The organism is Campylobacter rectus (assembly GCF_004803795.1).
Taxonomy (GTDB): domain Bacteria; phylum Campylobacterota; class Campylobacteria; order Campylobacterales; family Campylobacteraceae; genus Campylobacter_A; species Campylobacter_A rectus.
This window is the reverse complement of the sequence record NZ_CP012543.1, coordinates 956,095-978,369: the sequence shown is the minus strand read 5'-3', so window position 1 is coordinate 978,369 and position 22,275 is coordinate 956,095. Positions and strand designations below refer to the sequence as shown.

General features: G+C 39.9%; 17 protein-coding genes, 1 rRNA gene and 4 pseudogenes. 13 read left to right on the top strand and 9 right to left on the bottom strand.

Annotation, left to right across the window (positions count from 1 at the left end; translation table 11 throughout):
- Positions 1-79: 79 nt before the first annotated feature.
- From CRECT_RS04625 to rpsR, 6 genes are all read left to right on the top strand, one after another.
- Positions 80-898, top strand: coding sequence for an HDOD domain-containing protein (locus CRECT_RS04625; RefSeq protein WP_004319464.1), 819 nt, complete (start codon positions 80-82; stop codon positions 896-898).
- Positions 895-2,814: an RNB domain-containing ribonuclease gene (locus CRECT_RS04620; RefSeq protein ID WP_004319401.1), complete on the top strand. Its 1,920-nt coding sequence runs from the start codon at positions 895-897 to the stop codon at positions 2,812-2,814. Before CRECT_RS04625 ends, CRECT_RS04620 begins: the two co-directional genes overlap by 4 nt.
- Positions 2,807-3,793, top strand: coding sequence for a DNA polymerase III subunit delta (holA, locus tag CRECT_RS04615; RefSeq protein WP_004319366.1), 987 nt, complete (start codon positions 2,807-2,809; stop codon positions 3,791-3,793). Before CRECT_RS04620 ends, holA begins: the two co-directional genes overlap by 8 nt.
- A gap of 90 nt (positions 3,794-3,883) precedes the next feature.
- Positions 3,884-4,270 (top strand): 30S ribosomal protein S6, encoded by a 387-nt coding sequence (gene rpsF, locus CRECT_RS04610; RefSeq protein WP_004319411.1) that lies wholly within the window; start codon positions 3,884-3,886, stop codon positions 4,268-4,270.
- 9 nt (positions 4,271-4,279) lie between these two features.
- On the top strand, positions 4,280-4,891 hold the full coding sequence (locus tag CRECT_RS04605) for a single-stranded DNA-binding protein (RefSeq protein WP_004319497.1): 612 nt from the start codon (positions 4,280-4,282) through the stop codon (positions 4,889-4,891).
- Between the two features lie 14 nt (positions 4,892-4,905).
- Positions 4,906-5,166: a 30S ribosomal protein S18 gene (rpsR, locus tag CRECT_RS04600; RefSeq protein WP_004319507.1), complete on the top strand. Its 261-nt coding sequence runs from the start codon at positions 4,906-4,908 to the stop codon at positions 5,164-5,166.
- Between the two features lie 367 nt (positions 5,167-5,533).
- On the opposite strand, the pseudogene CRECT_RS13190 reads toward rpsR, so the two are convergent.
- Positions 5,534-5,641, bottom strand: a pseudogene (locus CRECT_RS13190) (IS1595 family transposase); the annotation flags it as partial.
- 110 nt (positions 5,642-5,751) lie between these two features.
- A pseudogene (locus CRECT_RS12515) lies at positions 5,752-5,920 on the bottom strand (IS1595 family transposase); the annotation flags it as partial.
- Positions 5,921-6,422: 502 nt separating this feature from the next.
- On the opposite strand from CRECT_RS12515, the pseudogene CRECT_RS13185 reads away from it, so the two are divergent.
- Positions 6,423-6,524: pseudogene (locus CRECT_RS13185) on the top strand (S16 family serine protease); the annotation flags it as partial.
- 580 nt (positions 6,525-7,104) lie between these two features.
- Here the strand turns inward: CRECT_RS13185 and CRECT_RS04590 are convergent.
- The 3 genes from CRECT_RS04590 to CRECT_RS04580 all read right to left on the bottom strand — a co-directional run bounded on the left by CRECT_RS04590 (position 7,105) and on the right by CRECT_RS04580 (position 10,973).
- Positions 7,105-7,518, bottom strand: a complete 414-nt coding sequence (locus CRECT_RS04590) for a porphobilinogen deaminase (RefSeq protein WP_227932196.1) — start codon at positions 7,516-7,518, stop codon at positions 7,105-7,107.
- A 372-nt stretch (positions 7,519-7,890) separates the two neighbouring features.
- Positions 7,891-10,314 carry an endopeptidase La gene (gene lon, locus CRECT_RS04585; RefSeq protein ID WP_004319426.1) on the bottom strand — a complete coding sequence of 808 codons (2,424 nt, stop codon included), beginning with the start codon at positions 10,312-10,314 and terminating at the stop codon, positions 7,891-7,893.
- Positions 10,315-10,325: 11 nt separating this feature from the next.
- Positions 10,326-10,973, bottom strand: coding sequence for an outer membrane protein assembly factor BamD (locus CRECT_RS04580; protein ID WP_004319428.1), 648 nt, complete (start codon positions 10,971-10,973; stop codon positions 10,326-10,328).
- Positions 10,974-11,122: 149 nt separating this feature from the next.
- Between CRECT_RS04580 and fliW the strand changes: the two genes are divergently transcribed.
- From fliW to hpf, 6 genes are read left to right on the top strand one after another with little or no spacing between them, the layout of a single operon-like run.
- Complete coding sequence (fliW, locus tag CRECT_RS04575; RefSeq protein WP_004319504.1) at positions 11,123-11,506, top strand: flagellar assembly protein FliW; 384 nt, start codon at positions 11,123-11,125, stop codon at positions 11,504-11,506.
- A 27-nt stretch (positions 11,507-11,533) separates the two neighbouring features.
- Entirely contained in the window at positions 11,534-15,376 is a 3,843-nt protein-coding gene (locus tag CRECT_RS04570) for a hypothetical protein (RefSeq protein WP_004319457.1), read from the top strand.
- Positions 15,376-15,984 (top strand): PulJ/GspJ family protein, encoded by a 609-nt coding sequence (locus CRECT_RS04565; RefSeq protein ID WP_004319374.1) that lies wholly within the window; start codon positions 15,376-15,378, stop codon positions 15,982-15,984. The genes CRECT_RS04570 and CRECT_RS04565 overlap by 1 nt, the downstream gene beginning before the upstream one ends.
- On the top strand, positions 15,984-16,916 hold the full coding sequence (locus CRECT_RS04560) for a prepilin-type N-terminal cleavage/methylation domain-containing protein (protein WP_002944527.1): 933 nt from the start codon (positions 15,984-15,986) through the stop codon (positions 16,914-16,916). Before CRECT_RS04565 ends, CRECT_RS04560 begins: the two co-directional genes overlap by 1 nt.
- A gap of 17 nt (positions 16,917-16,933) precedes the next feature.
- Positions 16,934-17,350: a hypothetical protein gene (locus tag CRECT_RS04555; RefSeq protein WP_227932193.1), complete on the top strand. Its 417-nt coding sequence runs from the start codon at positions 16,934-16,936 to the stop codon at positions 17,348-17,350.
- Between the two features lie 52 nt (positions 17,351-17,402).
- The gene (hpf, locus tag CRECT_RS04550; RefSeq protein ID WP_004319446.1) at positions 17,403-17,936 is read left to right on the top strand and encodes a ribosome hibernation-promoting factor, HPF/YfiA family; all 534 of its coding nucleotides are present in this window, start codon (positions 17,403-17,405) and stop codon (positions 17,934-17,936) included.
- 151 nt (positions 17,937-18,087) lie between these two features.
- Here hpf and CRECT_RS04545 read toward each other — a convergent pair.
- The 4 genes and pseudogenes from CRECT_RS04545 to rrf all read right to left on the bottom strand — a co-directional run bounded on the left by CRECT_RS04545 (position 18,088) and on the right by rrf (position 22,205).
- Positions 18,088-18,823 (bottom strand): annotated as a pseudogene (locus CRECT_RS04545) (IS1595 family transposase).
- 833 nt (positions 18,824-19,656) lie between these two features.
- Complete coding sequence (locus CRECT_RS13180) at positions 19,657-20,136, bottom strand: ComEA family DNA-binding protein (protein WP_039888847.1); 480 nt, start codon at positions 20,134-20,136, stop codon at positions 19,657-19,659.
- Between the two features lie 218 nt (positions 20,137-20,354).
- Positions 20,355-20,951, bottom strand: a complete 597-nt coding sequence (locus tag CRECT_RS04535; protein ID WP_039888898.1) for a CDP-alcohol phosphatidyltransferase family protein — start codon at positions 20,949-20,951, stop codon at positions 20,355-20,357.
- A 1,134-nt stretch (positions 20,952-22,085) separates the two neighbouring features.
- Positions 22,086-22,205 (bottom strand): 5S ribosomal RNA (gene rrf, locus CRECT_RS04530).
- Positions 22,206-22,275 lie beyond the last annotated feature (70 nt).

Genomic DNA, 22,275 nt, shown 5'->3' with positions numbered 1-22,275 from the left:
CAAACTTGACTTTAAGTTTTTTAAAAAGCCTTTTAGTGTAAAATTAGCAATTATAAAATTTCGACAAAAAGTGCAGAAAATGAACGAATCAATTTACAAACGCATAAAGGCTCTTCCTCCGCTTGACGATACCGTCACAAAGATCCAAGCCATTTGCAAAAACGAAAATAGCTCGCTTAACGATCTGTCTCAAATCATCGAAAAAGACCCGATGCTGACGGCAAATATCCTACGCTCGGCGAATTCTCCGCTTTACGGGTTTAGCAGAGAAGTAACGACGATATCAAGAGCCGTGGCGCTGTTTGGAATGGCTACGATCCGCGGCTTTGCTCTCTCAAGCGCGGTCAAAAAAAGCTTTAAGATAAATTTAGATCCCTACGGCATCACAAGTCAAGATTTTTTAAACATCTCCATAATACAAAACGCCCTAATGTATAACTGGTACTCGAAAATAAACGCTAGCGAGCTTGCGGTTTTAAGCCCCGCTTCGTTTATGCTCGAAGTTGGTAAGATCGTCATCTCTAACGAATTAAACGAAACGGGCAAAGCGGCCGAATTTAAGGCAAAATTGAAAAATATTTCAAATCCTTTCGACTTATCCGAGCTGGAAAATAAAACCGTCGAGATATCAAACGAGACCGTAACGGCCAAAATTTTCGAGCAATGGAACCTTGAAACCGAGCTTGTCGATGCGATTTTGTATTCAAACAGCCCCGACGATGCGCCTAAGCACATCAAAAACTACTCAAAAGCGCTTAAAGTCGTGAAAAATGCGGTAAATATCTTTAATCAACTAGACGACAATAGCCTGCAAAATACACTGATGTGCCTTGACGAATACGGCTTCGCACAAGATAAATTTTTAGAAGCCGTCGCAAAAGTCAAAGCCAATTTGTGAAAGAATTTTTAACCAAACTACTTGACGGCGTGAGCGAAAAGGAAATCGCCTCCGCCGACAAAGAAATCCTACGAAATTTACTAAATTTAAACGCCGTAAGCCACCACAAAGATCGCTACTACCTAAACAACGGCTTTGTCTGCGGCAAACTCGACATAAGTGCGAACGGCACGGGCTTTTTGGCGCCTTACGACAAACGCTTTAAGCAAGATATAATAATAGAAAATAAAAATTTAAACGCCTCGCACTACGGCGATATCGTGCTGGCAAAGCTTTTGCCGCTAAAGAAAAAACGTCAAAGCGCCAAAGTCGTGATGACGCTAAAACTCGCTAACGAAACGAGCGTGGTTTATACCAAACAAATAGGCTCTGTGATCCTTGGCGTAAACGTAAAAACCGCGATTAGCTCGCCGCTAAAAGCCTCGCAAAAATCGCTAAAAATGCTGCCGCCGGGCACGCTACTAAAAATCAGCAACCTAAATAACGAAATCATCGAGGTCGTCGGCAATATAAACGACCCGCTCAGCGACGAGAAAATCTCGCTCGCCGTATTTAACAAAAACGACGAATTTAGCCAAGAGTGCGAAGCCGAAGCGCTAGCGTGGGGCGACGAGGTCGATGCCGCGATGTATCCGCAGAGGGTAGATTTAAGGGAACTGCCTTTTTGCACGATCGATCCCGTCGATGCCAAAGACTTTGACGACGCGATATATTTTGACGAGAAAAAGCGCGAAATTTACGTCGCGATCGCAGACGTCAGCGAATACGTCACGCCATACTCTCCGATAGACGCCGAGGCCAAAACGCGCGGATTTTCGATATATTTTCCACACAAAGCCGTACCGATGCTGCCGCGAAATTTGAGCGAAAATATCTGCTCGCTCAAGCCAAATGCCGCTCGCCTTGCGTTTTGTTTCAAAATCACGATCGATGAAAACGACGAAGTCGTAAAAGAAGAGCTCCTAGAAGCTCTAATCGCCTCAAAAAGACGCTTTAACTATGACGAAGTCGATCAAATTTTACGCGGCGAACGCGAGGACGAGACCGGCTGGATCAAGCCTCTTTTCACGCTCACCTCGCGCCTACGCAAAAAACGCCTGAAAAACGCGTTTGACTTTAGAACGCAGGAGCTTCGTATGAGCCTTGACGCAGACGGCGGGCTTGCCTCTACGAGATTTGAGACCGATACTGACTCGCACAGACTCGTCGAGGACTGCATGCTGCTAGCCAACGTCGCTGCGGCAAAACGCATCGGCAAAGGCGTTTTTAGAAATCACGGCTCGCCGGATCTGCGAAAAATACAAATTTTACTCGAAGACCTCGGCGCTCTGGGCTTTGACTTCGTTTATGAGAGCGATATCGCAAATTTGGTTCGCAAAATCCAAGCGCAGGCCGATGCAGTAGGCAACCGCGAGGAGATCGACAAGCTCATCATAAAATCGCAAAAAAAGGCCGAATACGGCGCGCAAAATTTAGGCCACTTCGGACTGGGATTTGAGCGCTACACGCACTTTACGAGCCCGATCCGCCGCTACTCCGACCTCACGCTACACCGCCTTTTAAAGGCCAAACTGCGCAACGACGAGAAGTTTTTCAACTACCTACTTTTAAATATAGAATCGACTTGCTCAAATTTAAGCGAACTCGAGCGCGAAGCCGACAGGGTCGCGTTTGACTTTATGGATAGGAAATTCGCGCGCTGGGCAAAAGAGCGCATCGGACAGCGATTTAGCGCCTATATCAGCGAAAATCAAAACGCCGCGGTCGCTAGGCTTGACGACGAGATAAAAGGCGCTAGGATATTTTTGGGCGCGTACTGCGTAAATTTACTGCAAAAAGTTATCGTCGAAATCACGGACGTAAATATCGCAACGGCCGAAATTTTCGGCAAGGTCGTAAAGAAAATCGATGTATAGAAAAGAGCTTGAGGCTGCGCTAAATGCGGCTAAATTTCCAAATCATTTCTTGCTTTACGGCGCGGACGAATACCAAATCGAGCTTTTTACGAAGGAAATTTTAGCCAAATTTAAAGATTTTGAAATTTTGAGTTTTTATTATGACGAGTACGATTTCGACGCTGCGCGTGCGCATCTTTGCGAGCCTTCGCTCTTTGGCGATAGCCCGCTTTTGCACGTAAAAAGCGATAAAAAAATCCCCGCAAAAGAGTTAAAAATCCTGATAGAGGGTTGCAAAAACGGCGGCGCATTCGTTTTCGAGCTTTTTGAGTCCGACGCCAAAGCCGTTTTTGATACGCAAAAAGCTTTTGGGGTAAATTTTGCGAGATTTTTTAAACCAGGCTCGCCCGAAGAGGCCGTAAATTTACTCGGCAGGCAGGCCGCAAAAATGAGCCTAAATATAACGAGAAACGCGCTTTTTGAACTCTACCGCATACATAACGAAAATTTATATTTGGCCGCAAGCGAGCTAAACAAATTAGCCTCTCTAAACGAACCTATAAACGAAAATATCGTAAGAAGCTTGGTTTTTTCGCTATCAAGCGTGAGTTTTGACGATTTTTTCGATAAATTTATCGCGCTAAAAGATATTAGAGCGGATTTTTTCTCCTGCGCAGACGATGGAAATTTTAACGAAATTTTGTTTATAAACTCTCTTTACCGCGCGTTTTTCAGACTTTTTAAACTACATGCCGGCATCAAAATAACAGGCAAATTCGACATAAAAGAAACGCTCGGTTATACGCCGCCTCCAAACGTCGCAAACGAGCTAAAAAGGCAGTGCCTTGCCGTAAATTTAAAGGCATATAAAGAAATATTTACCGCGCTAAATTTGGCGGAATTTGAACTAAAGACAAACTCCGCGCTCGATAAAAAAACTTTTCTGCTCTCCTGCGTGCTCGGCCTTCAAAACCTTATCGGCAAAAACAGCAAATATTAAGTAAAAAAAAGATAAAATCGTCTCTTGTCGAAAGACTTCCTTGCCCGTTTGCAACCGCGCAAGCGAGCTTAATACCCACAAGGAGAATCAATGAAGCACTATGAGCTTTTGTTTATTTTAAAGCCTACTTTAACGGAAGAAGAAGTAAGCGCAAAAGTTGATTTCGTTAAAGAAATCCTAACCAAAAACGGCGCAAATATCGCGTCCGTGCAGACTATGGGCACCAGAAAACTAGCCTATACCGTGAAAAAATACGAGCGCGGAACTTATTTTGTCGTGTATTTCGAGGCTCCGACTCAAGCTATCGCCGAAGTCGAGCGTATCATCAGGATCACCGAAGAGATCATCAAATTCTTAACGGTTAAATTTGAAAACAAAAAAGAGATCGCCGCTTGGGAAAAGATGAGCAAGGGCATCAAACTAAATAAAAAAGAACCCAAAGTCAAAGCAGAAGAAGCTCCGACAGCGCAAGAATAAGGACGAAAAATGTTTAATAGAGTCGTTTTAGTAGGAAATTTAACGAGGGATATCGAGCTTAGATATACGACCGCAGGTGCGGCCATAGGCAACAGCGCCATCGCCGTAACGAGAAAATTTAACGTAAACGGCGAAAAACGCGAAGAAACGTGCTTTATAGACATAACATTTTTCGGAAAACAAGCGGAGATAGCAAACCAATATCTTTCCAAAGGCTCAAAACTTCTAGTCGAGGGTCGCTTAAAATTCGACCAATGGACGGACAATAACGGACAAAACAGAAGCAAGCATACGATCAGCGTAGAAAATATGGAGATGCTAGGCGGAGGGCAACAAGGCGGATACAATCAAAATAGTAATCAAGGCTACCAACAAGGCGGTTACCAAAATAACGCCTATGGCGGCTATCAGGGCGGACAAAACCAGCAACGCAGCGGCGAAGCCGAGGCTTATAAGCGAAGCGGACAAAACAGCTACGCTCAAAACGGCGAGCAAAGGCAAAATTTTAATAAACCGCAGCAAAAGCAACAGCCTAAAAACGAATACTACGGCGATAACGTCCGAGAAATAGATATAGACGCCGACAAATACGACGACGGCGACGAAACGATACCATTTTAATCAAGGAAAAAACGATGGCTGAAAAAAGAAAATATTCACGCAAATACTGCAAATTTACAGAGGCAAAGATAGAATTTATCGATTACAAGGACACTTCTCTTTTGAAGTACTGCTTATCCGAGAGATTTAAAATCATGCCAAGACGCCTAACCGGAACGTCTAAAAAATACCAAGAGATGGTCGAAAAGGCTATCAAACGCGCTCGCCAAGCGGCTTTGATACCTTACGTAGTCGATCGCGACGACGTAGTAACCAATCCTTTTGAAGGACTATGATTTTACCCAAGCCCTATTTTAAGGGCTTGCTTTCTCTTTTTTAATTCAAAATTTTAAATCAAATTTACTTACATTTTTATGTGTTCTTTTGTATCAATTCAATTTTTCGAAATACGCGTAAATAAATTGCGGCTATTTTTATTTGGCTCAATTGCCAAGCAGACTTTAGCTACGACTTGCGTTACTACTTGCAAGACCTCTTATTAATTTTAAGAGATTTTGATATAAGTTTTTCTGTGTAGTTTTTGGCATTATATCTAAACTCTACTTTGCTATGCTCGTAGCTTTTTAAGAGGCGGTAGCAACACAAGTCGTAGCCGAAAGTTTTCTTATAGCGTCTTGTAAAGTAACAAGCATAGCGTAGCTAAAATTTATTCTTTGAGTGTTTTACTCTGTAATGAGCTAAATTTGCATAATCGACTAAGCCGTTATAAGCCTTTGAGTAATCTAAATACTTAGTAGAGCTATCAAGATCGTTTTTGTGCTTAGCTTTAAAGTAACTTTCATCTATTTTAAAACAAGCGAAGCGGTGCTGCAAACAGGTTTATATAAAGCGAAGTTTGCTAGGCGGGCTTGCAATCCGTAAATCTCACTGCTAAATTTACTTATTTTTTTCGCACTCTTTAGACGTAAGAATTCTTATTTCTCTAAAGATTTTACATAGTGTTACTTCTGAAATTTTAGTTAAATTCGATATCTTTGATGCTTCTCTTGCGAAATACTTTAAAATCTCTCTAAATTTAGGCTCTAAAATCTAAAAACGGACTATATGCTTGTTTTTAAATTTGCCATGCTCGTTACTTACAAGAACATAGTCTTTATCGCAACTTAATACCCTCCCCTTTTTGCTTGAGCTTAAGTTAAAGGGGGCCTATGTTTTAAAATCAGGCCAAAATTTAGAGCTCAAGTCGTATTTGTATAGGGTGTCCGCTTTTTATATCGTAAATTTTTTAAAATTTAGTATTTTTTAGTCTTTTTAAAAAGATAAAATACAAAATCAAAATACAAAAGCACGTATCTTACGCTCGATAGAGACATTTTTCCAAAAAGCAAAACTCGATAAAAGCAAAGTTGTCGCCGTATTTTACAAATTTTAAAAAGACATTTTCGACAAAAACGCCTAGACCTAGCGATAAAAGGCGCAAAGACAACTGCCTCATCTGCAAATAAAGCCCCATAAAACAGTATAAGCGTCGGCGGCAATATCAAATTTTCCTAAGTCGCATCGGCCGAGCTATAAATTTGCGCGATTTTAGGACGGGTCGAGTGTGGGCATCACGATGGTAACGACGATCGCCTCGATACCAACGGACACCAAGGTGCGAATTGGCGTGGCGATGACGGGCGAGATCACTCTCGGCACCTATTTATAAAACGACAAAAATACCCGCCTTTCGCAAAAATTTGACGGCAGCGTCCGCGTAAATTCACGCGGTTTTGCGAGCAGTCCGTAAAATTTGGCTGACTATTAAGTGCATTCGCCTGAATTTACAAGACCGCCGGAGCAAAATTAGTAGTCGAATTCGCACATCAAAACCGCGCGCCAAAATTTGCCTTTGTATTATAAATTTACCCTGTCTCGTCGTAAATTTTATTTCAGAGTTAAAAATTTAAGTTGATTTTGCGATGCAATTTTTCTATAAATTTGACCAAGTTTATACCCGTGATTTTTAAAAATACTTTAAATTTCACCGACACCAAACCTCGTAAATTTTAATACGAAAATCAGCTAAATTTAAAAAATCGTAAATTCATAAATTTGGCCGAATTTGCTCCAATCCTTGTATTCAATTTTTAAAAAGAAATTTTATGCGAGTCAAATTAAGCGTATTTAAGTAGAAAATTTAGCCTCGCAAGCAAGGCTAAATTTAGTCGATCGCAACGACGTAGTAACTAATCCTTTCGAGGGCGTGTAATTTATATTTTGATCCGGCTATTTTAGCTAGACCTTTGCTTTTTACATCTATAAAGCCCGGCTTGTGCAACTAGTACAAAATGGCTTAAATCCGATACTTCTAAAAGCTTTTCATAAATTTCGCTCGCCTCTTTAAATTTGCCATCTTTTTCTAGCCTTTGCGCCGTTTGTGAAATTTCGCTTAGTTCTTCGTATCTTTGCGGGTTCTTATCAAATTCTTTTTTAAAATTTTGCTTTAAATCGGGTTTTCTCTCGTATAAAATTTCTCTAGCTTTCCATAGCTCTACTATACTGTTTGTAACTGCGTTTAAAAGCTCTTTGACCTCAACTTTTTCATCTTTTTGAATTTCATTTTTATATTTGACAAGCTCACCACCCGCTTCATCAAGCCGTTCTAGCGCCTCACCGAGACAAATATCTATATACTCCAATGCCATATTTACTCCTTTAGCATCCGTTTAAACATCTATCTATGCATACATTAAAGGGTATGCCTTGAGAAAATTTATCTTTGCCTAGCAGTGGGCACACATACCAAAGCAAAGCTCATATTCACCTTCTTCACTACGCGCATCTATGCACGCCGGTCTCGTTTCTTTGCTATTTGCTTTTTGTGCTAGCGTAACCTATAGAGACTAGCGCAAAAACTGCAAGCAATACCAAAATAATATTTTTTAAATTCTCCTCCTAATATAGATAATTGATATCATAATATTATATTTTAAAAAGCTTAAAAAACCAATAAAATTACTTTGATAAAAAAATTTAAGTAGCATTAAAGTCGGCGCTAACCGACTTTAATATCAACCTTACAAGATAAGCGCGTTTTTTAGTACGTCTTCGATGACGTCCACGGGTAAAATTCGTATGTCGTTTTTGACGTCGGCAGGTATCTCGCCCAGATCTCGCTCATAGTTTTTACGCGGTATCAAAGCGGTTTTGATACCGGCCTTATGCGCGGCGATGAGCTTTTCTTTTAGTCCGCCGATAGGCAGCACGCGGCCGCTGAGCGTGATCTCGCCCGTCATCGCCACGTCGCTTCGCACTTTTGTATCCGTTAGGATCGAGGCGATCGCCGTCACCATCGTGATGCCCGCACTCGGCCCGTCTTTTGGCGTGGCGCCCTCGGGTACGTGGATATGCAGATCGTAGCGGCGATATACTTCGCTCGGGCTTAGCTCCTTTTTCACGCCGTCTTTGACGTCGTCCGGCAGGCTCGGGATGATTTTGGCGGGTACTTTTATCTTTTTAGCATCGATCAGCACTTTAACTAGGCTAAACGCGATATACGCGCTCTCCTTCATTACATCGCCCAAAGACCCCGTGATCTGCAGCCCGCCTTTGCCCTGTATGCGGATGGCTTCGATCTTTAGTACGTCGCCGCCCACGCTCGTCCACGCCAGCCCGTTTACCTGGCCGATCTGCGGTTTTTTGTCTGCGTGCTCGATCTCAAAGACTTTTTTTTCTAAAAATTCGTTCAAATTTTTAGTCGTTACGGTTATCTTTTGCTTTTCGCCTTCAAGTAGCCTTTTAGCGGCTTTCCTAAAGATATCCGCCAGGCGGCGGCGTAGATTTCGCACTCCGCTCTCGCGCGTATAGTCTGAGATGATTAGGCTTAGCACGTCTTTGCCCAGGGTCACTTCGCTCGGCTTTAGGCCGTGTTTTTTGAGCTCTTGAGGGATTAGATATTTTTTAGCGATCTCAAATTTTTCCTGCGGCGTATAGGAGCTAAGTTCGATAAACTCCATCCTATCGCGCAGTGCCGGCGGTATGGCGCTCACGTCGTTTGCCGTCGCGACGAAAACGACCTTGCTAAGGTCGATATTAAAATTTAAATAATAATCCCTAAATTTGTTATTTTGCTCGGGATCTAAAATTTCCAGCAAAACCGCCGTCGGATCGCCGCGAAAGCTCCTGCCGACCTTGTCGATCTCGTCCAGCACGACGACGGGATTCATCTGCTTTGCTTCGATGAGCCCCTGCACGATGCGGCCGGGCATCGCGCCGATATAAGTGCGGCGGTGTCCGCGTAGCTCGTTTACGTCCTCTAGTCCGCCCAGCGCCACGCGCACGAGCTCGCGTTTTAGCGCCTTAGCGATAGAGTTTGCCAGGCTCGTTTTGCCAACGCCCGGAGGCCCCGCAAAACACAAGATCGCGCCGTTATTTACCTTACCCGCGACCCCTCGCAACTGCAAAAGCTCGCGCAGAGCAAAATACTCCTCTATCCTATCCTTTGGCTTTTCAAGCCCGTAATGGTCGGCGTTTAGCTGCTTTGCGACCTCCTGCACGCTTAGTTTTTTGTTGGCCAGATTTTCAAACGGCACCTCCACGACCCAGTCGAGATAGCTTTGTATCGTGTTGGCATCGGCGGAGTCGGGGTGCATACGCGCTAGTTTGTCGATTTGCTTTTTTATCTCTTTATACGCGTCCTCGCCCATAAATTTTTTCTTGACTTCCAGTTTCTTACGATACTCCTCGATCTCTTCCTCGCGGCTCGTGTCGCTGCCCAGCTCTTGTTGTATCTGCTTTAGCTGCTCTTTTAGGAAGTACTCTTTATTTACCTTGTCGATCCTCGAGTGGACTTTGTTTTTTATCTCGCGCTGGAGTTTGTTCGCCTCGATCTCCTCGATGACGTAGTCGATGAGCTTTAGCAGCTTCTGCTCCAAATTTTCCTCGATAAAAAACTCGTATGCCGTCTTTTTCTTTAGCCTTAGCGAGCTTAAAATAAGATCGCAAATACGCACAGACTCGGCGCTCTCCTCGATAGTTTTTAAAAGATCGGGCGGGAAAAAGTGGCTAAGCGCAGCCAAATCTCGTACCTTTTCGCGAAGTACGGTTAGCAGCGCGTCGCTTTTAGTGTTTTCTGGTCTTTTTTCATGCAGTACGTCCACGATCGCCCGTAGCGGCTTTTGACCTACTTTTGATACTATGCGGCCTTTGCTCGTGCCTTGAAATAAAATTTTTACCCTACCGTCAGGCAGCGGCACCTTCCTCATCACCGTGCCGATGACGCCCGCATCGTAGATGGCGTCAAATTCTCGAGCGCCTTCGTTTTGAGACTTTGTCGGCACTACGAGAATGGGACTTTGTGACTCAAGGGCTAAATTTAACGCTTCGATATTTTCTTCGTCGTTCAAAAAAAGCGGCGTGATCATAAACGGATACAAAAACAGCTCGTCCTCTACGATGACGGGTAGCTGCGCGGGGAACATTTTTGATTCGTAAATTTGCAATTTTTCTCCTATTATTCAAACATTTTTCTATACCAAGGAAGCTGCGGAAGCACGATATTCGCGTCGTTTAACGGCGAAGTCCGCACTTTTTCCTTGTAAATTTGCGCCGACTCGCTCCTGCCCGTTCGCTCATAAAGATCGGCTATTTGCACGTCCATACTGTAAATCGCGAGCTTAAATTTGATCAGCATCGTCTCGATCAGCGGGCGATACTGCGTATTTGGGTAAATGTAGAGAAATTTTTCTATCTCGGCGATGCTATCTTGCATTAGCTTTTGATTGCGGTTTGGCTGAGAAAACGAATCGAAATTCGCCTTTATCTTCAGATACTGCGCAAATTCGCTTCTAAGGCCGTTGTCGCCGTATCTTTTAAGATACTCGTCGAGATAAAAATTCGCCATCAGATACTCTTCGTCGTTAGCATGAGCTTGGGCCAGGATCAGTAAAATTTGCTCCAAAAGCGGGCTGGCTACGTGCTCGCTAGACATCGCAGTGTAGTGCTTGTCGGCGCTTTCCAGGTCACGATTTTTGATATCGCCGATGATCTCCGAGTACCACTGTTCGGGCGTCAAGTTGTAAAGTTCGGTGTATTTGTCCGCACAGCCCCCGACAAGGCAAACAAAAAATACTGCGGATAAAAATTTGATCAAATTTTTCACGCTTATCCTTAAAATTTAATTTTTTAAAAACGGCCTATTCTACCATTGTTTTTGTTGCATTTTTATAAATTTAATTTTTTTTATGCTTAAAAATAAGAAAATTTAGATACAATTCGCATAGCAAGGTAATGTTTGTCAAGGAGATACATATGGTTTTTCAGGTCAAAAGCCCGATCCTGGGTTTTGAACACATCAAAAGATACGAGCTAAAAGAGCTTGATAAATTTTTTGTAAAGCTTCAAAGCAAGGACGACGACACCTCTTTTACCGCGATCAACCCGTACGCCTTAAGAAATTACGAATTTGAAATACCGACTTATTATCAAGAATTAATGGATATCAACGATAATAGCGAACTAAGAGTGTATAATATTATGGTTGTGAGTGCTCCGATAGAGACTTCAACGGTGAATTTCATCGCTCCCATCGTCTGCAATATGACCAATATGACGTTATCACAGATAGTTTTGGATATTTATAGTTATCCGAACTATAAACAAGCGGAAAAAATTTCAGATTTTATACAAAAATAGATTTTAACTAATACAAGGAGAATAAAGATGAAAAATTTAAAACTTATTTTGATTGTTTTTATAATGCTGAGCGGCAATGCTTTTGCGCAAACGGATTTAAACGGATTAAACCATCCAATAAAAGCAAGCGGTCCGGGCTTCATAGACATAAACACTGATGAAAATCTTAAAAAAAGAGACATAATGCATGAAGGAAAGGAAGCTAAAAAAATTTATGGTGATATAGCGACTATAGGTGCTACGGTTTCCTTACCCATAGGCAACAGCAGTCAAGGTCACGGGTATGACTATGTTCCTCGCCTAGAATGGTTAAAAGGTTCTGTTGTTAATGTTTATTTCGTAAAAGATGAAAAAACCGGTTTTTCTTTCAACTCAGCAAAAGCCACTTTTGATTTTTCCGATGTAAAAAATATTCAAAACGAAGCGATCGGCAGCAAAATCACCGGCAAAAAGGTGATACTTGCAAGGCTGTATTGGGCCGGTGCGATAGCGAACAAATGGCATAATGCCCATGATTTACAAAAGAGATATTTTAAAGATATCGAAAATTTTCAGACTATTAAATTTAAGACCCCAAAGGGACTGCATACTATAACGGCAACTCAGGAAAATACTAAATGGTATGGCTCCTATACAAAAGATGGTATGCAGTTTATGTATCAGGCAAGCGCTGATGTAACCGATCTTGTAAAAGCTTCGTTGGGGAGTTCGGACAAAGAAAGAACCTTTGCTGCAGGTGATATCAAATCAACAGAAGGCGACCCTTTTGCTTTAAAGGGCTATCGCGACAACGGATGGTCTAACCGCCTATTTGCTCCACATTATGGAGGATGGGCGCTTACGATAGTATATGATTTTGGGGATACAGAAGAAGGAAGAAAAGTTAAACCGAAAGGTGTTAATATCTATGATGGACTTAAGATTTTAGCTCCGATACATTTATCTGGTGGACAATCAACAAGGCTAGACAGTACTTTTGTAACGTTTAGCGGTTTTTATACTCCTATCAGTGGCGCTATCAAATCATCCCTTACTGTCCTTTCTTTTGGCGCAAAATACGAAGTTGACAGCGAAGACTTGCAGTTTAAAAAAGGCAGTGTTTTTAAGTCGGTATCATCTGCAAATAATGGGGTAGGCAGTCAGTTTAACGGTACTATCACTAAATTTGGCAACCATATGAACAAAACCGATAACGGCAAACCAAAACCATATCACAACCAAATGGACCTTGATATATACGATATATCAGAGATGATGTCAAACAGGCAAACAAGTGCGGAGGCAAAACTTACGGCAAAAGTTATAAGAACAGGTAGTGCAACTTTCGGAGAGAGGGAAAATATAGGACTAGTCGCTTTTTCTACGGATCTTTACGAACCGCAGGTTTGTTATCAAGAGGAGTTATTTGTAAAAGGAAAAGACGAAGATGATAGCAAATTTAGACGCGTAGCGGTAAAAGGACAAGGTGAGACTAAGGCTAAAAAAGATGATATTCTAAGAACAAAACTTACCATAAAGAATGAAGGTAACGAGGCTGCAGAGAAAGTTTCTGTCACCACCGAAATCAATCCCAACAGTATGACATATCAAGAAAATACTACCTACATAAACAATAATACAAACGGAAGTTTCACTATTCAACCGTCTCATCACGTAAATGACAATACCGGACTTCAAAAAAAGATAGGCTCAAATCTTCAATTCTTTATCGGCAGAGGAGCTTCTGAGAATGATGGAGGAACGATCGATAACACCAATAAAACATTTATACAATACGATGCTACCTTAAACAAAGAATATAAAGAAACCAAATATACAGTCAAATTTTCCAATAAATCCATCAACCTTGAATATGAAGGACAACTTAGAAAATGCGTAGATAAAACATATAATTTAGTTATTCAAAATGTTAAAATAGATGACTTTAAAGCGGTCAATAAAAATTTCAAAAAAAAGGGCAATCCTGAAAACTTATATACGCAGTTAGCAGGTGAGCCTTTTGATGTAAAAATAGTATATTTTGATGAAAAACTTAATGTAGGCGAAGAGCCTACAGGTCCTGCAAGCAATATAGACGTAGATGTAAAAGTAGTAAGTACATGCGATTCCGACATCTCCGTATTGGATGGAGTGAATACTATAACTGCAAAATTTACTCCACAAAAAGGATTAGTAGAGCTCAAAAATTTGATCATAAAAAATCCATATCCCGTCTTGTATTTTAAATTATCATATACCGATTCATCCGGCAAAAATCATGCTACATGCACATCATCAGACGTATTTTCAGTTAGACCTAAAGATTTTAGAGTTTATGACACGGTTGCGAATAACATTTTAAATACTCCTAGACTCATAGGAGGAAGGCCTTACCCTAATATCGGCCTTATCGCAACAGACAAAAACGATCAGCCTGCAAAAGGTTATAAAAACATAATAAAAACCGATACGGCCAAGGGGAATATGGTGACATTTGTCCCTCAGCTGCCCACTACTTGCACCGCTACAGTACCTCCTGCTGTACTTGTACAATTGCAAGCCGTCTTCGATAAAGAAAACGGAACGGGCATTCTCCAAAAGATTTTACAAGGAGGAGCGGCTATAGCAAATAGAAATTTTTCTTTTGACGAGGTAGGAAATGTTAATTTACAAGTAGTTGATGCTTCGTATACCGCTATAGATAAAACCAATAACGACTGCATAGTAGGAAGTTCAACAACAACAAAAGATTCCTTTGGTAGAATAGGTTGCAATATAGAGTTGACACCAACACCTTTTACGTTTATACCTCAAGATATATCCATCGACAATGTCCGAATAGCAAATTTTCAAGGTGGAAATATGACCTATATCTCAAATCAGCCCGAGATGGCATCTACGGTAACATTTAATCTCACGGCCAGACTGGGCGATACGGTAAGAACAACATCGAGACTTTATACGAACGGCTGCTACTCTAAACAAAATTCATTTACGATAGGTATAGCAGGAAATTTACCCGGCTTTACCGATGAAACCGGACAAGCACCAAACATTGCCGATGCCATACAAAGAGATGTCATATATTCTAGTAACGCAGGCGATGCAAATACGGCAAAGGAAGCCAACACCGCAAACAACAACGGAGCATTTACCGTCAATGCGGCCGCCTTTAACCAAGGCATAGCAACAGCTTCTATAAATCTTAACTTTGCAAGACGAGTAAATGTTGCTAAAAATCCGTTTACTGTTCCGGATAATATATTTACTTTCACAGGAGTAAGAGATGACGATAACGTGCCAGGTGCAACATATACGGCTCCTTTGGCTCCTACAAGTTCAAGTCAGTTCTATTACGGTATCGTCTATGCGCCGGATTATAAAGGACCGTTAAGAGGATTTAACGCTAAAGTTTATTTTGGCGTATTTTGCAATGCTTGCAATACGACTAATTATCCTATAGCAAGCAGCGCTTTATTGCCAAGTGCATCAAACTGGTTTTTAAACACTACACACAATACTACTGCGCAAGGACAAGTAAATTTATACGATAGTGCAAATACCAACAGCCAAACCACTATCACACCAAGGCCAAATATAGCTAACGGCATTCAGATCATAAGATTATTGAGTGCTAGCAGCACGCCTGTGACCGATACGATACAAATGAATGCTTCAAATTGGCTGATATTCAATGCAGCAAATGTAAATGCTACATTCAATACGTTTAACGTATCATTTACAGGTGCGCCTAACTGGGGTGGAAACACAATAGATAGTGAAGGAAATTTACTAAACGGCGCGGGAAGTGCAGGAAATGTGCTGGAAAGCAATACGGGCAGTTTAAGAAACTATACCACCGATAAAACAAATAAGAGGTCGAATTGGTAATGAGACGCGGCTTTTCCCTACTTGAACTTATCGTCTCTATAGTTATAACGGGGCTGATACTTTTGGCGGTCCCGACCATAATATCGCAAACGTCAAATAATAATACGGCAGGGTTGATCCAACAAAGTATTATGGATGCAAAAACAAGAATGGCGCTTGTGTTAAAAGCGCCATATGACTGTCTTGGAGCCGGTAGTCCTCTTGATCATTACTCTGATCCTACGCCGATATTTGGAAATATGCAAAATTTTTATACTCTTAACGGTATAGCAGATGAAGGAAAAAGAAGACTTTATCCTACGCCCGCTATACCTATGGGAAATGCTTGCGACCAAGCAAATGGCGATGTAAATATAAATAGCTTTGCCAATAATATAACCGTGCAAACCTCGACCACCTTGGGTGCAAGAGATAACATAATAGTTTCAAATTTGGCGACAATCATAAACAATAATAGAATAGATGGAACAACCGATATCAATCAAAATATAAAAGAAATCTCGATAAGCACCGTTACTCAAATGGGGGATGACAATAGGACTATTTTGCTCAGAGCATATGCCACCAATATAGGCGATGGACCTGAAATTTTACAAAGGGCTTGGTAATGAAAAAAGCCTTTACGCTATTCGAACTTATTATTGTCATCGTTATTTTGGGGATTTTGGCGTCTTTTGGGGTAAATATAGCTTTGGAAATTTATAGGAATTATTTTCAGGCAAGAGCTATAAATACACTTGAGACTCAAACCGAAATAACTCTTGAGCAAATTTCAAAAAGACTCGCCTACCGAGTCAAAGAATCAACCATAGGAAGGATACCGCACAATACTCAGAATATTTTTGTTTCCACCAGCGATTCGGCATTAACCAACACATATGCTATTTTAGAATGGGTAAATTACAGCTATGAAAGTTTCCAAAACGGCGGTTGGAGCGGCTTTATAGATATAAACAATCCAAATACCGTAAAAAACTCTAATCCTACTATAAACGGCGGAACGCTTGTAACCCCCGGAAGCAACCTGGCCTCAGCAAATACCTATATATCGGATCTCACTCGCGGTCTTGCCGATTTAGCAAATGGACAAGTCGGACTGTTTTTTAGACAGCCTACGACAAATATAAATATAAATAGAGCTTTCGGTTACAACGGAACAAATTCTGACAACGTAGCAATAGCCAGTAGCAATGGGGCGACAAATCTTGTAATTTCAAACTATGCCAGAAATAACGAAATTTATGAGCAGTATTATCTGCTACATACGGCATATGCGGTTGTTCCCGTAAGGCAAAACGCTAGCGACACGGATTTTCAACTTTGGCTACATTATAATTATAGACCGTGGGTAGCACCAGGCTCCGGGACAAGACAAAGCTATAGAACAAGCGACAGAGCTTTGCTTGCCGAACATGTGACAAGATTTAATTTTACCGAATTAAACGGAGTTATGGTGCTTAAGCTTTGTATGAGAGATGCCAGAAGATCTTTAGACGATGGAGCGGAAGTTACGGTGTGCAAAACAAAGGCGGTGTATTAATGAGACGGGGATTTAGTTTGATCATAGCGATAATCTTTTTGGTGCTTGTTGCTACTATAGGTATGTTTTCGTTAAACACTTCTGCAGTTACGGCAAAACAAACGACCGACATATTTTTAAGAGAACAAGCCGATCTCTTGGCTCAAAGTGCGACAGAAGTAGCTATACTTAACCTACTTCAGCGAAACTTCTCGACGAATTGTCCCATTACCGCCGGCAATGAAATCATTGTTAACCAACCTTTTCCGGATGCAGCCAACACTTTATTTAACGTTACCGTTCGAGTAGACAGGCTATTTGGCACTATCGGCACTTGCGTAGGAAATGCTATCAGTACGCCAGGTTCAGTAAGCACGGTGATACTCGATACTGTCGTTCAATCTGCAACACCAATTCCTGTTAGAGTTCACAGACGAACTATTCAAAAGCTCTAAAATAATACTTTATATGCTATAATGGCGGCACTTTAATACCAAAGGAGAGATGATGAATCTAAGCATAGTAGGCAAACAATTTAACCTAACAGACCCTATCAAACAACACATAGAAAACGCATTTGACGCGCTTAACAAATACGGTCTGGATATAATTTCCGGTCGTTGCGTGGTTTCGGCGGATGAAAAAAACGGCAAAAAAGGCTTTAGCGTAGAATTTGCGCTAAATTTGGCAAAAAAGGATACCGTTGTAATCCGCCAAAAAGATAAAGACTTGTATGCCGCTGTCGATCTGGCGCTAGATCGCGCCTCAAAGGTTCTTCGCCGCGAGCATGACAAAAATACTACCGTTAAAAATAAAGACGATGACAAAGCCGCTAGAGCCGCTATCGCAGAAGAGCAGATCAAGGACGGCGAGATAGATGAGATAATCCCTATGGATCTTGAGCTATATAAACCGCTTGAAATCGAAGAAGCTATGCAAAAGCTAAAAGACAGCGATGCGCAGTTTTACGTATTTAACGACATAGATGCCAAAATGCGCGTAATATACAAGCGCTCTGACGGCAAATTTGGACTTTATTAATCAATTTTAGGCGAGAATTATCTCGCCTATTTTATTCTTACAAATTTAGATATTTTTATCACTAACTCTTTATAGACTCAAGAAAATTAATATCAAATTTAGGCGTTTTAAAATTTTACAGCATTTGCGTAAAAGGTATAAAAATTTAGGCTCAATTAAACTTAAGCGGATTTTCTCTTATCAATTTCAACAGTTTCTGATATAAGTTTTCCTGTGTAGTTTTAGTATTATATCTAAATTCACACTCTTTAAGATGAAGTAGGAAATTCTCTTTCTTTATACCTTTAAATTTAGATAATCTATGTTTAGCATATCCCCAGAAATTCTCAATGCCGTTTATATGGTTTTTACCGTTAACAAATTCATTCTTAGAATGCTTTACTCTATAATGCGCTTTAGCTCCGTAATCAACCAAGCCATCATAAGCTTTCCAACAATCAGAATAAATCACGCTCTCATCTAATTCACTAAACTCCGATAATATGGGTATCAACTCATTAGCAGAGCAGTTTTTGACTATTTGAGTATAAACTCTGCCATCTCTTTTAAGCATACCGAATACCGGAGTTTTATTTGCTGCGCCTCTACCTCTTTTACCTCTTACTCTTTTAGATCCGAAGTAACTTTCGTCAATCTCAAAGCGAAGCTTCTAGGCGAGCTTGCGAGCTGGAAATCTCACCGCTAAACTTGCTAATTTTTTCACACTCACTAGCCATTAAAATTCTGATATTTTTTAGAATTTTGTTGATGGAAATTCTAGAAATTCCGGTTAAATTTGCTATTTTAGTAGCCTCTATATCTTGCGCAAAATACTTTAAAATTTCTCTAAATTTCTTCTCTGAAATTCGGGAACGATAGATATACTTATTTTTCATTGACAAAATCATAGTTAAAAACTCCTTTGAAAGTTTTTAACTTATCTTGAGCCAAAATTTATCCTCAAATCTAACAACAAGGCCGCTAATTGTCAAATTTAAATTTTGTGATTGTCAAAAAGATAAATTTGAATTATTTAGATGGCCCTCAACCTGCATTACGATATAATAGTTTTGTAATAACAAGATGCAACCAGAACAAATAAGCCTTCGAGTATCAATTGCGATACGATTAATAAGCACTTTAATAAATTTAGAACTATCAAATTTTAAGTTTTAAAAACATAATAGGATTAGTAGAGCTTAATGAAGGTTGCTGGAATAAAAAGCATAAAATGTTTTAATTCGCTATTGTGCGTAATAAGCAGAGATTATACAAAATAAAGCTCCGAATATCATCAAAAAAGAAAATAGATTCCAGAGGCATTATATATGCTGACAGTTAGCGCGAATATATCGGACTTGTGGATATAATATATGATAAACTTTTTTAGAGTTAATCACGGCAAGAATAAATTTGCTATCAAGAGCAAATTTATAAAACGGCGCTGAAAGCTTTTTAACTTACTGCTCTACGAGGCGGGGTTTTGCCAAAAGAAGACTTTCTAAATTTAAGAACATAAAGGCCAAATTTAAACTTCATCTTTTTTGTAAAATAATGATAAAAGCGAAGTTAAAAAGAGTGCGAACCTAGGCAAAGGGCAAGAGATTGACGTATGATATAGTAAAGAATTTAATTAAGAAAAGGATTTGAAGGTTGAAAACAAATAATTCACACAGTTGATTTTGACAGGGTCTAGCCGGAGATACAGTAGCTCACAAATACGAGCTACTGCAAGATACAACTATTCAGATTTTTTCTTTTTAGTTTTTTTGATTTCGGCCTCTTTGTCGACAGCTTTTTTAACATTCTTTTTTAAAGACTTCGCCTCATCCGTATCCTCTACCGGTACAACCATCTTTTCTTCGGTATCTTTTATTTTTTTGGCGACATCTTTCTTGTTTTGTTTTACTTTATCGTCCATATCGACTTTAGCTTCTTTTACTTTTTTAGACACTTTACTGCTTGCAGGCATCACGTTTTCGCCGCTTATCGAGATATCGCCTTTTAAATTTTCAAATGTCTTTTCTCCGATACCGTTTACGTTTTTGATATCCTCTATGCTCTCAAATTTGTTTGTTTTTCTATACTCAATAATAGCATTAGCTTTCGTTTCACCAATGCCGTTTAGGCTCATCAGCTCCTCTTTTGTTGCGGTATTTAAGTTTATGGCTGCAAATACCATCGAAGCGCATACCAACATTGACAATATAAACTTGTTCATCGTTTTCCTTTCGGTTGAAATTATATTTTATAATTCTATCGAAAAAATGGTTACAATCTTATTAAAAAATATTATTAATATAGTTAAGTGCAATATAAACGCCTAGATTACATAAAAATACGCCAAAAACAGCTTTCAAGTATAGCAAATAAAAGTATAAATTTATAGCGTGATCTTTTGGTAAGTAACGCATAAATTTATACTAGCACTTCACCAACCTACCCCCTTAAACCCATCCTTACTCGGTTTATGCAGGTAAGCGCAAGTAAAAACGCCACTATGTAAAGCGCCCAGCTAAACCATATAGGCAGCTGACCTAATACCGCATATATAGTAGCGATGAACCCGAATACGAATGCGCGGTCGCTCTTACCCATAGGCCCGTCATATCGCCTGCTACTACCGTGTACCTGACCTAGGACACCTAAAAACTCGCTCATAAAAGATAGAAAAATAACGAGCGCGATAATACCCCACCCAAATGGAGCTACAAAAGCAAACGGCAAATAAAGCGCAGTGTCCGAGATGACGTCGGTAGCTTCGTTCAGATAGCCTCCAAGCGGTGTTTTTTGATTAAACTCACGAGCCAGCATACCGTCGATAGCATTTAGCGCCATACGTAAAAACATCCAAATAGGCAGTAGAAAAAATAGAGTGGAAACTTCGGCGAATTTAGCAAGTAGCATACCTAATAAAATAGAGAGAATGCAAGCTATGAGCGTGACTTGATTTGCCGTAACGCCGGCGCTATAAAGACGTCTTGCTAGCGGACGAAGCAGGTTTTGGAATTTGGGTTTTAACTCGTAGATGCTCATAACACTCCAAACAGTTTTATTTTTAGCATTTTCCTCTAAAAATACTTGAATAAAGTTTAATAATAGCTTGAGCGCATCTTAAAAACACTAAAAACAAGTAAAAATAGTATTTTACGTTTCGAGACATCGTTATTTGCCGGATATCTGTATTTTTAAGTAAAATTTGCCATTTTACCCCATCCATACTTCTTAAATTTGACTAATATAAAGGCAAAAAATATTGCGCTTGCATCCGCATTTTCAAATTTGATTCTTAAATTTTACTTTTATCTTTTTTGCTCTATTTTTTGCCGACGATGAGATATGATATATCAAGCCGCACTACTTATATTTTGAGTTATTATGGTTGGACCCGGGTTTGTTTATTTCTTGCAGGTAGGACACTTATACCAGGCGCCCTTTGTCTCTTGTTTTTACCGCGCTAATACCACGAGCGGTAGTTCGGACTCTTTGCTGTAACATAGCCTTTTTTGCTTGTTTGATACGGCTTTTATCTGCATTTAACTTGATTCTTTCGGGATCAAATTTAGCGGCTCTGCGATCAAATTCTAATCCTTATTTTAAACTCGTTATTTAAATTTGGCTTTATTTTAAATATCTCCGGCGTTAAAATTTAACTCCGAAATTTCTTTCTCATAAAATTTGCTTCATTTAAAAGAATAAATAGCAAAAACACCGGAAGAATAAAATCTAAAACGTAGGCAATAAAGGCTATAATCAACCGAAATTTAAAGGTATCGTATTAAGGCTGCAAGCGTTGCTGTTTTGTGATACGCTAACCAACCTCAAATTTATAAAAGAGCAACAATAACACTCCGGCCACCAACCGACACTCTATCATAATACACGATGCAAAAACAAATTACCGTATAATCCTAAAAACAATAAAATACAAAGAAGATGCTAAAAATAAAATTCTACGGAGTTATAAAATAAAGAAAGAAACAAAGAAAGAAACAAAGAATAGATTATAAAATAAGGATAAAATAAGAATAGTAAAAGACATAAAGTAAAGTATAAAATCATAAAGTAAAACAAAGATGTAAGAATAAACTATAAAATAAAAAATAGATAAGCAAATAAACTAAGAGATGTAAAGCAAAGCATAGATAGAATAAAAGCGTAAATAAACAAAGCCCGCAACGACCTACTTTTCCTTTCATCCCAGTAAGGGAGAGTATCATCAGCCAGGACGAGCTTAGCTTCTTGGTTCGAGATGGAGCAAGGCGTTTCCTCGTCTGTATAGTCACGGGCAGTGTTAAAGAAACCAACTTTATATTTTTATATTTCAAATTTAAAGCTAAAGTTTTATTTGCTTACTTAT

Bases quoted from the DNA above. Each gene is read 5' to 3' on its own strand.
- CRECT_RS04535 (WP_039888898.1), bottom strand. From the start codon at position 20,951: ATGAGCATCTACGAGTTAAAACCCAAATTCCAAAACCTGCTTCGTCCG.
- holA (WP_004319366.1), top strand. From the start codon at position 2,807: ATGTATAGAAAAGAGCTTGAGGCTGCGCTAAATGCGGCTAAATTTCCA.
- fliW (WP_004319504.1), top strand. From the start codon at position 11,123: ATGGTTTTTCAGGTCAAAAGCCCGATCCTGGGTTTTGAACACATCAAA.
- CRECT_RS04605 (WP_004319497.1), top strand. From the start codon at position 4,280: ATGTTTAATAGAGTCGTTTTAGTAGGAAATTTAACGAGGGATATCGAG.
- rpsF (WP_004319411.1), top strand. From the start codon at position 3,884: ATGAAGCACTATGAGCTTTTGTTTATTTTAAAGCCTACTTTAACGGAA.
- hpf (WP_004319446.1), top strand. From the start codon at position 17,403: ATGAATCTAAGCATAGTAGGCAAACAATTTAACCTAACAGACCCTATC.
- CRECT_RS13180 (WP_039888847.1), bottom strand. From the start codon at position 20,136: ATGAACAAGTTTATATTGTCAATGTTGGTATGCGCTTCGATGGTATTT.
- CRECT_RS04560 (WP_002944527.1), top strand. From the start codon at position 15,984: ATGAAAAAAGCCTTTACGCTATTCGAACTTATTATTGTCATCGTTATT.
- CRECT_RS04570 (WP_004319457.1), top strand. From the start codon at position 11,534: ATGAAAAATTTAAAACTTATTTTGATTGTTTTTATAATGCTGAGCGGC.
- CRECT_RS04565 (WP_004319374.1), top strand. From the start codon at position 15,376: ATGAGACGCGGCTTTTCCCTACTTGAACTTATCGTCTCTATAGTTATA.
- CRECT_RS04625 (WP_004319464.1), top strand. From the start codon at position 80: ATGAACGAATCAATTTACAAACGCATAAAGGCTCTTCCTCCGCTTGAC.
- rpsR (WP_004319507.1), top strand. From the start codon at position 4,906: ATGGCTGAAAAAAGAAAATATTCACGCAAATACTGCAAATTTACAGAG.
- CRECT_RS04590 (WP_227932196.1), bottom strand. From the start codon at position 7,518: ATGGCATTGGAGTATATAGATATTTGTCTCGGTGAGGCGCTAGAACGG.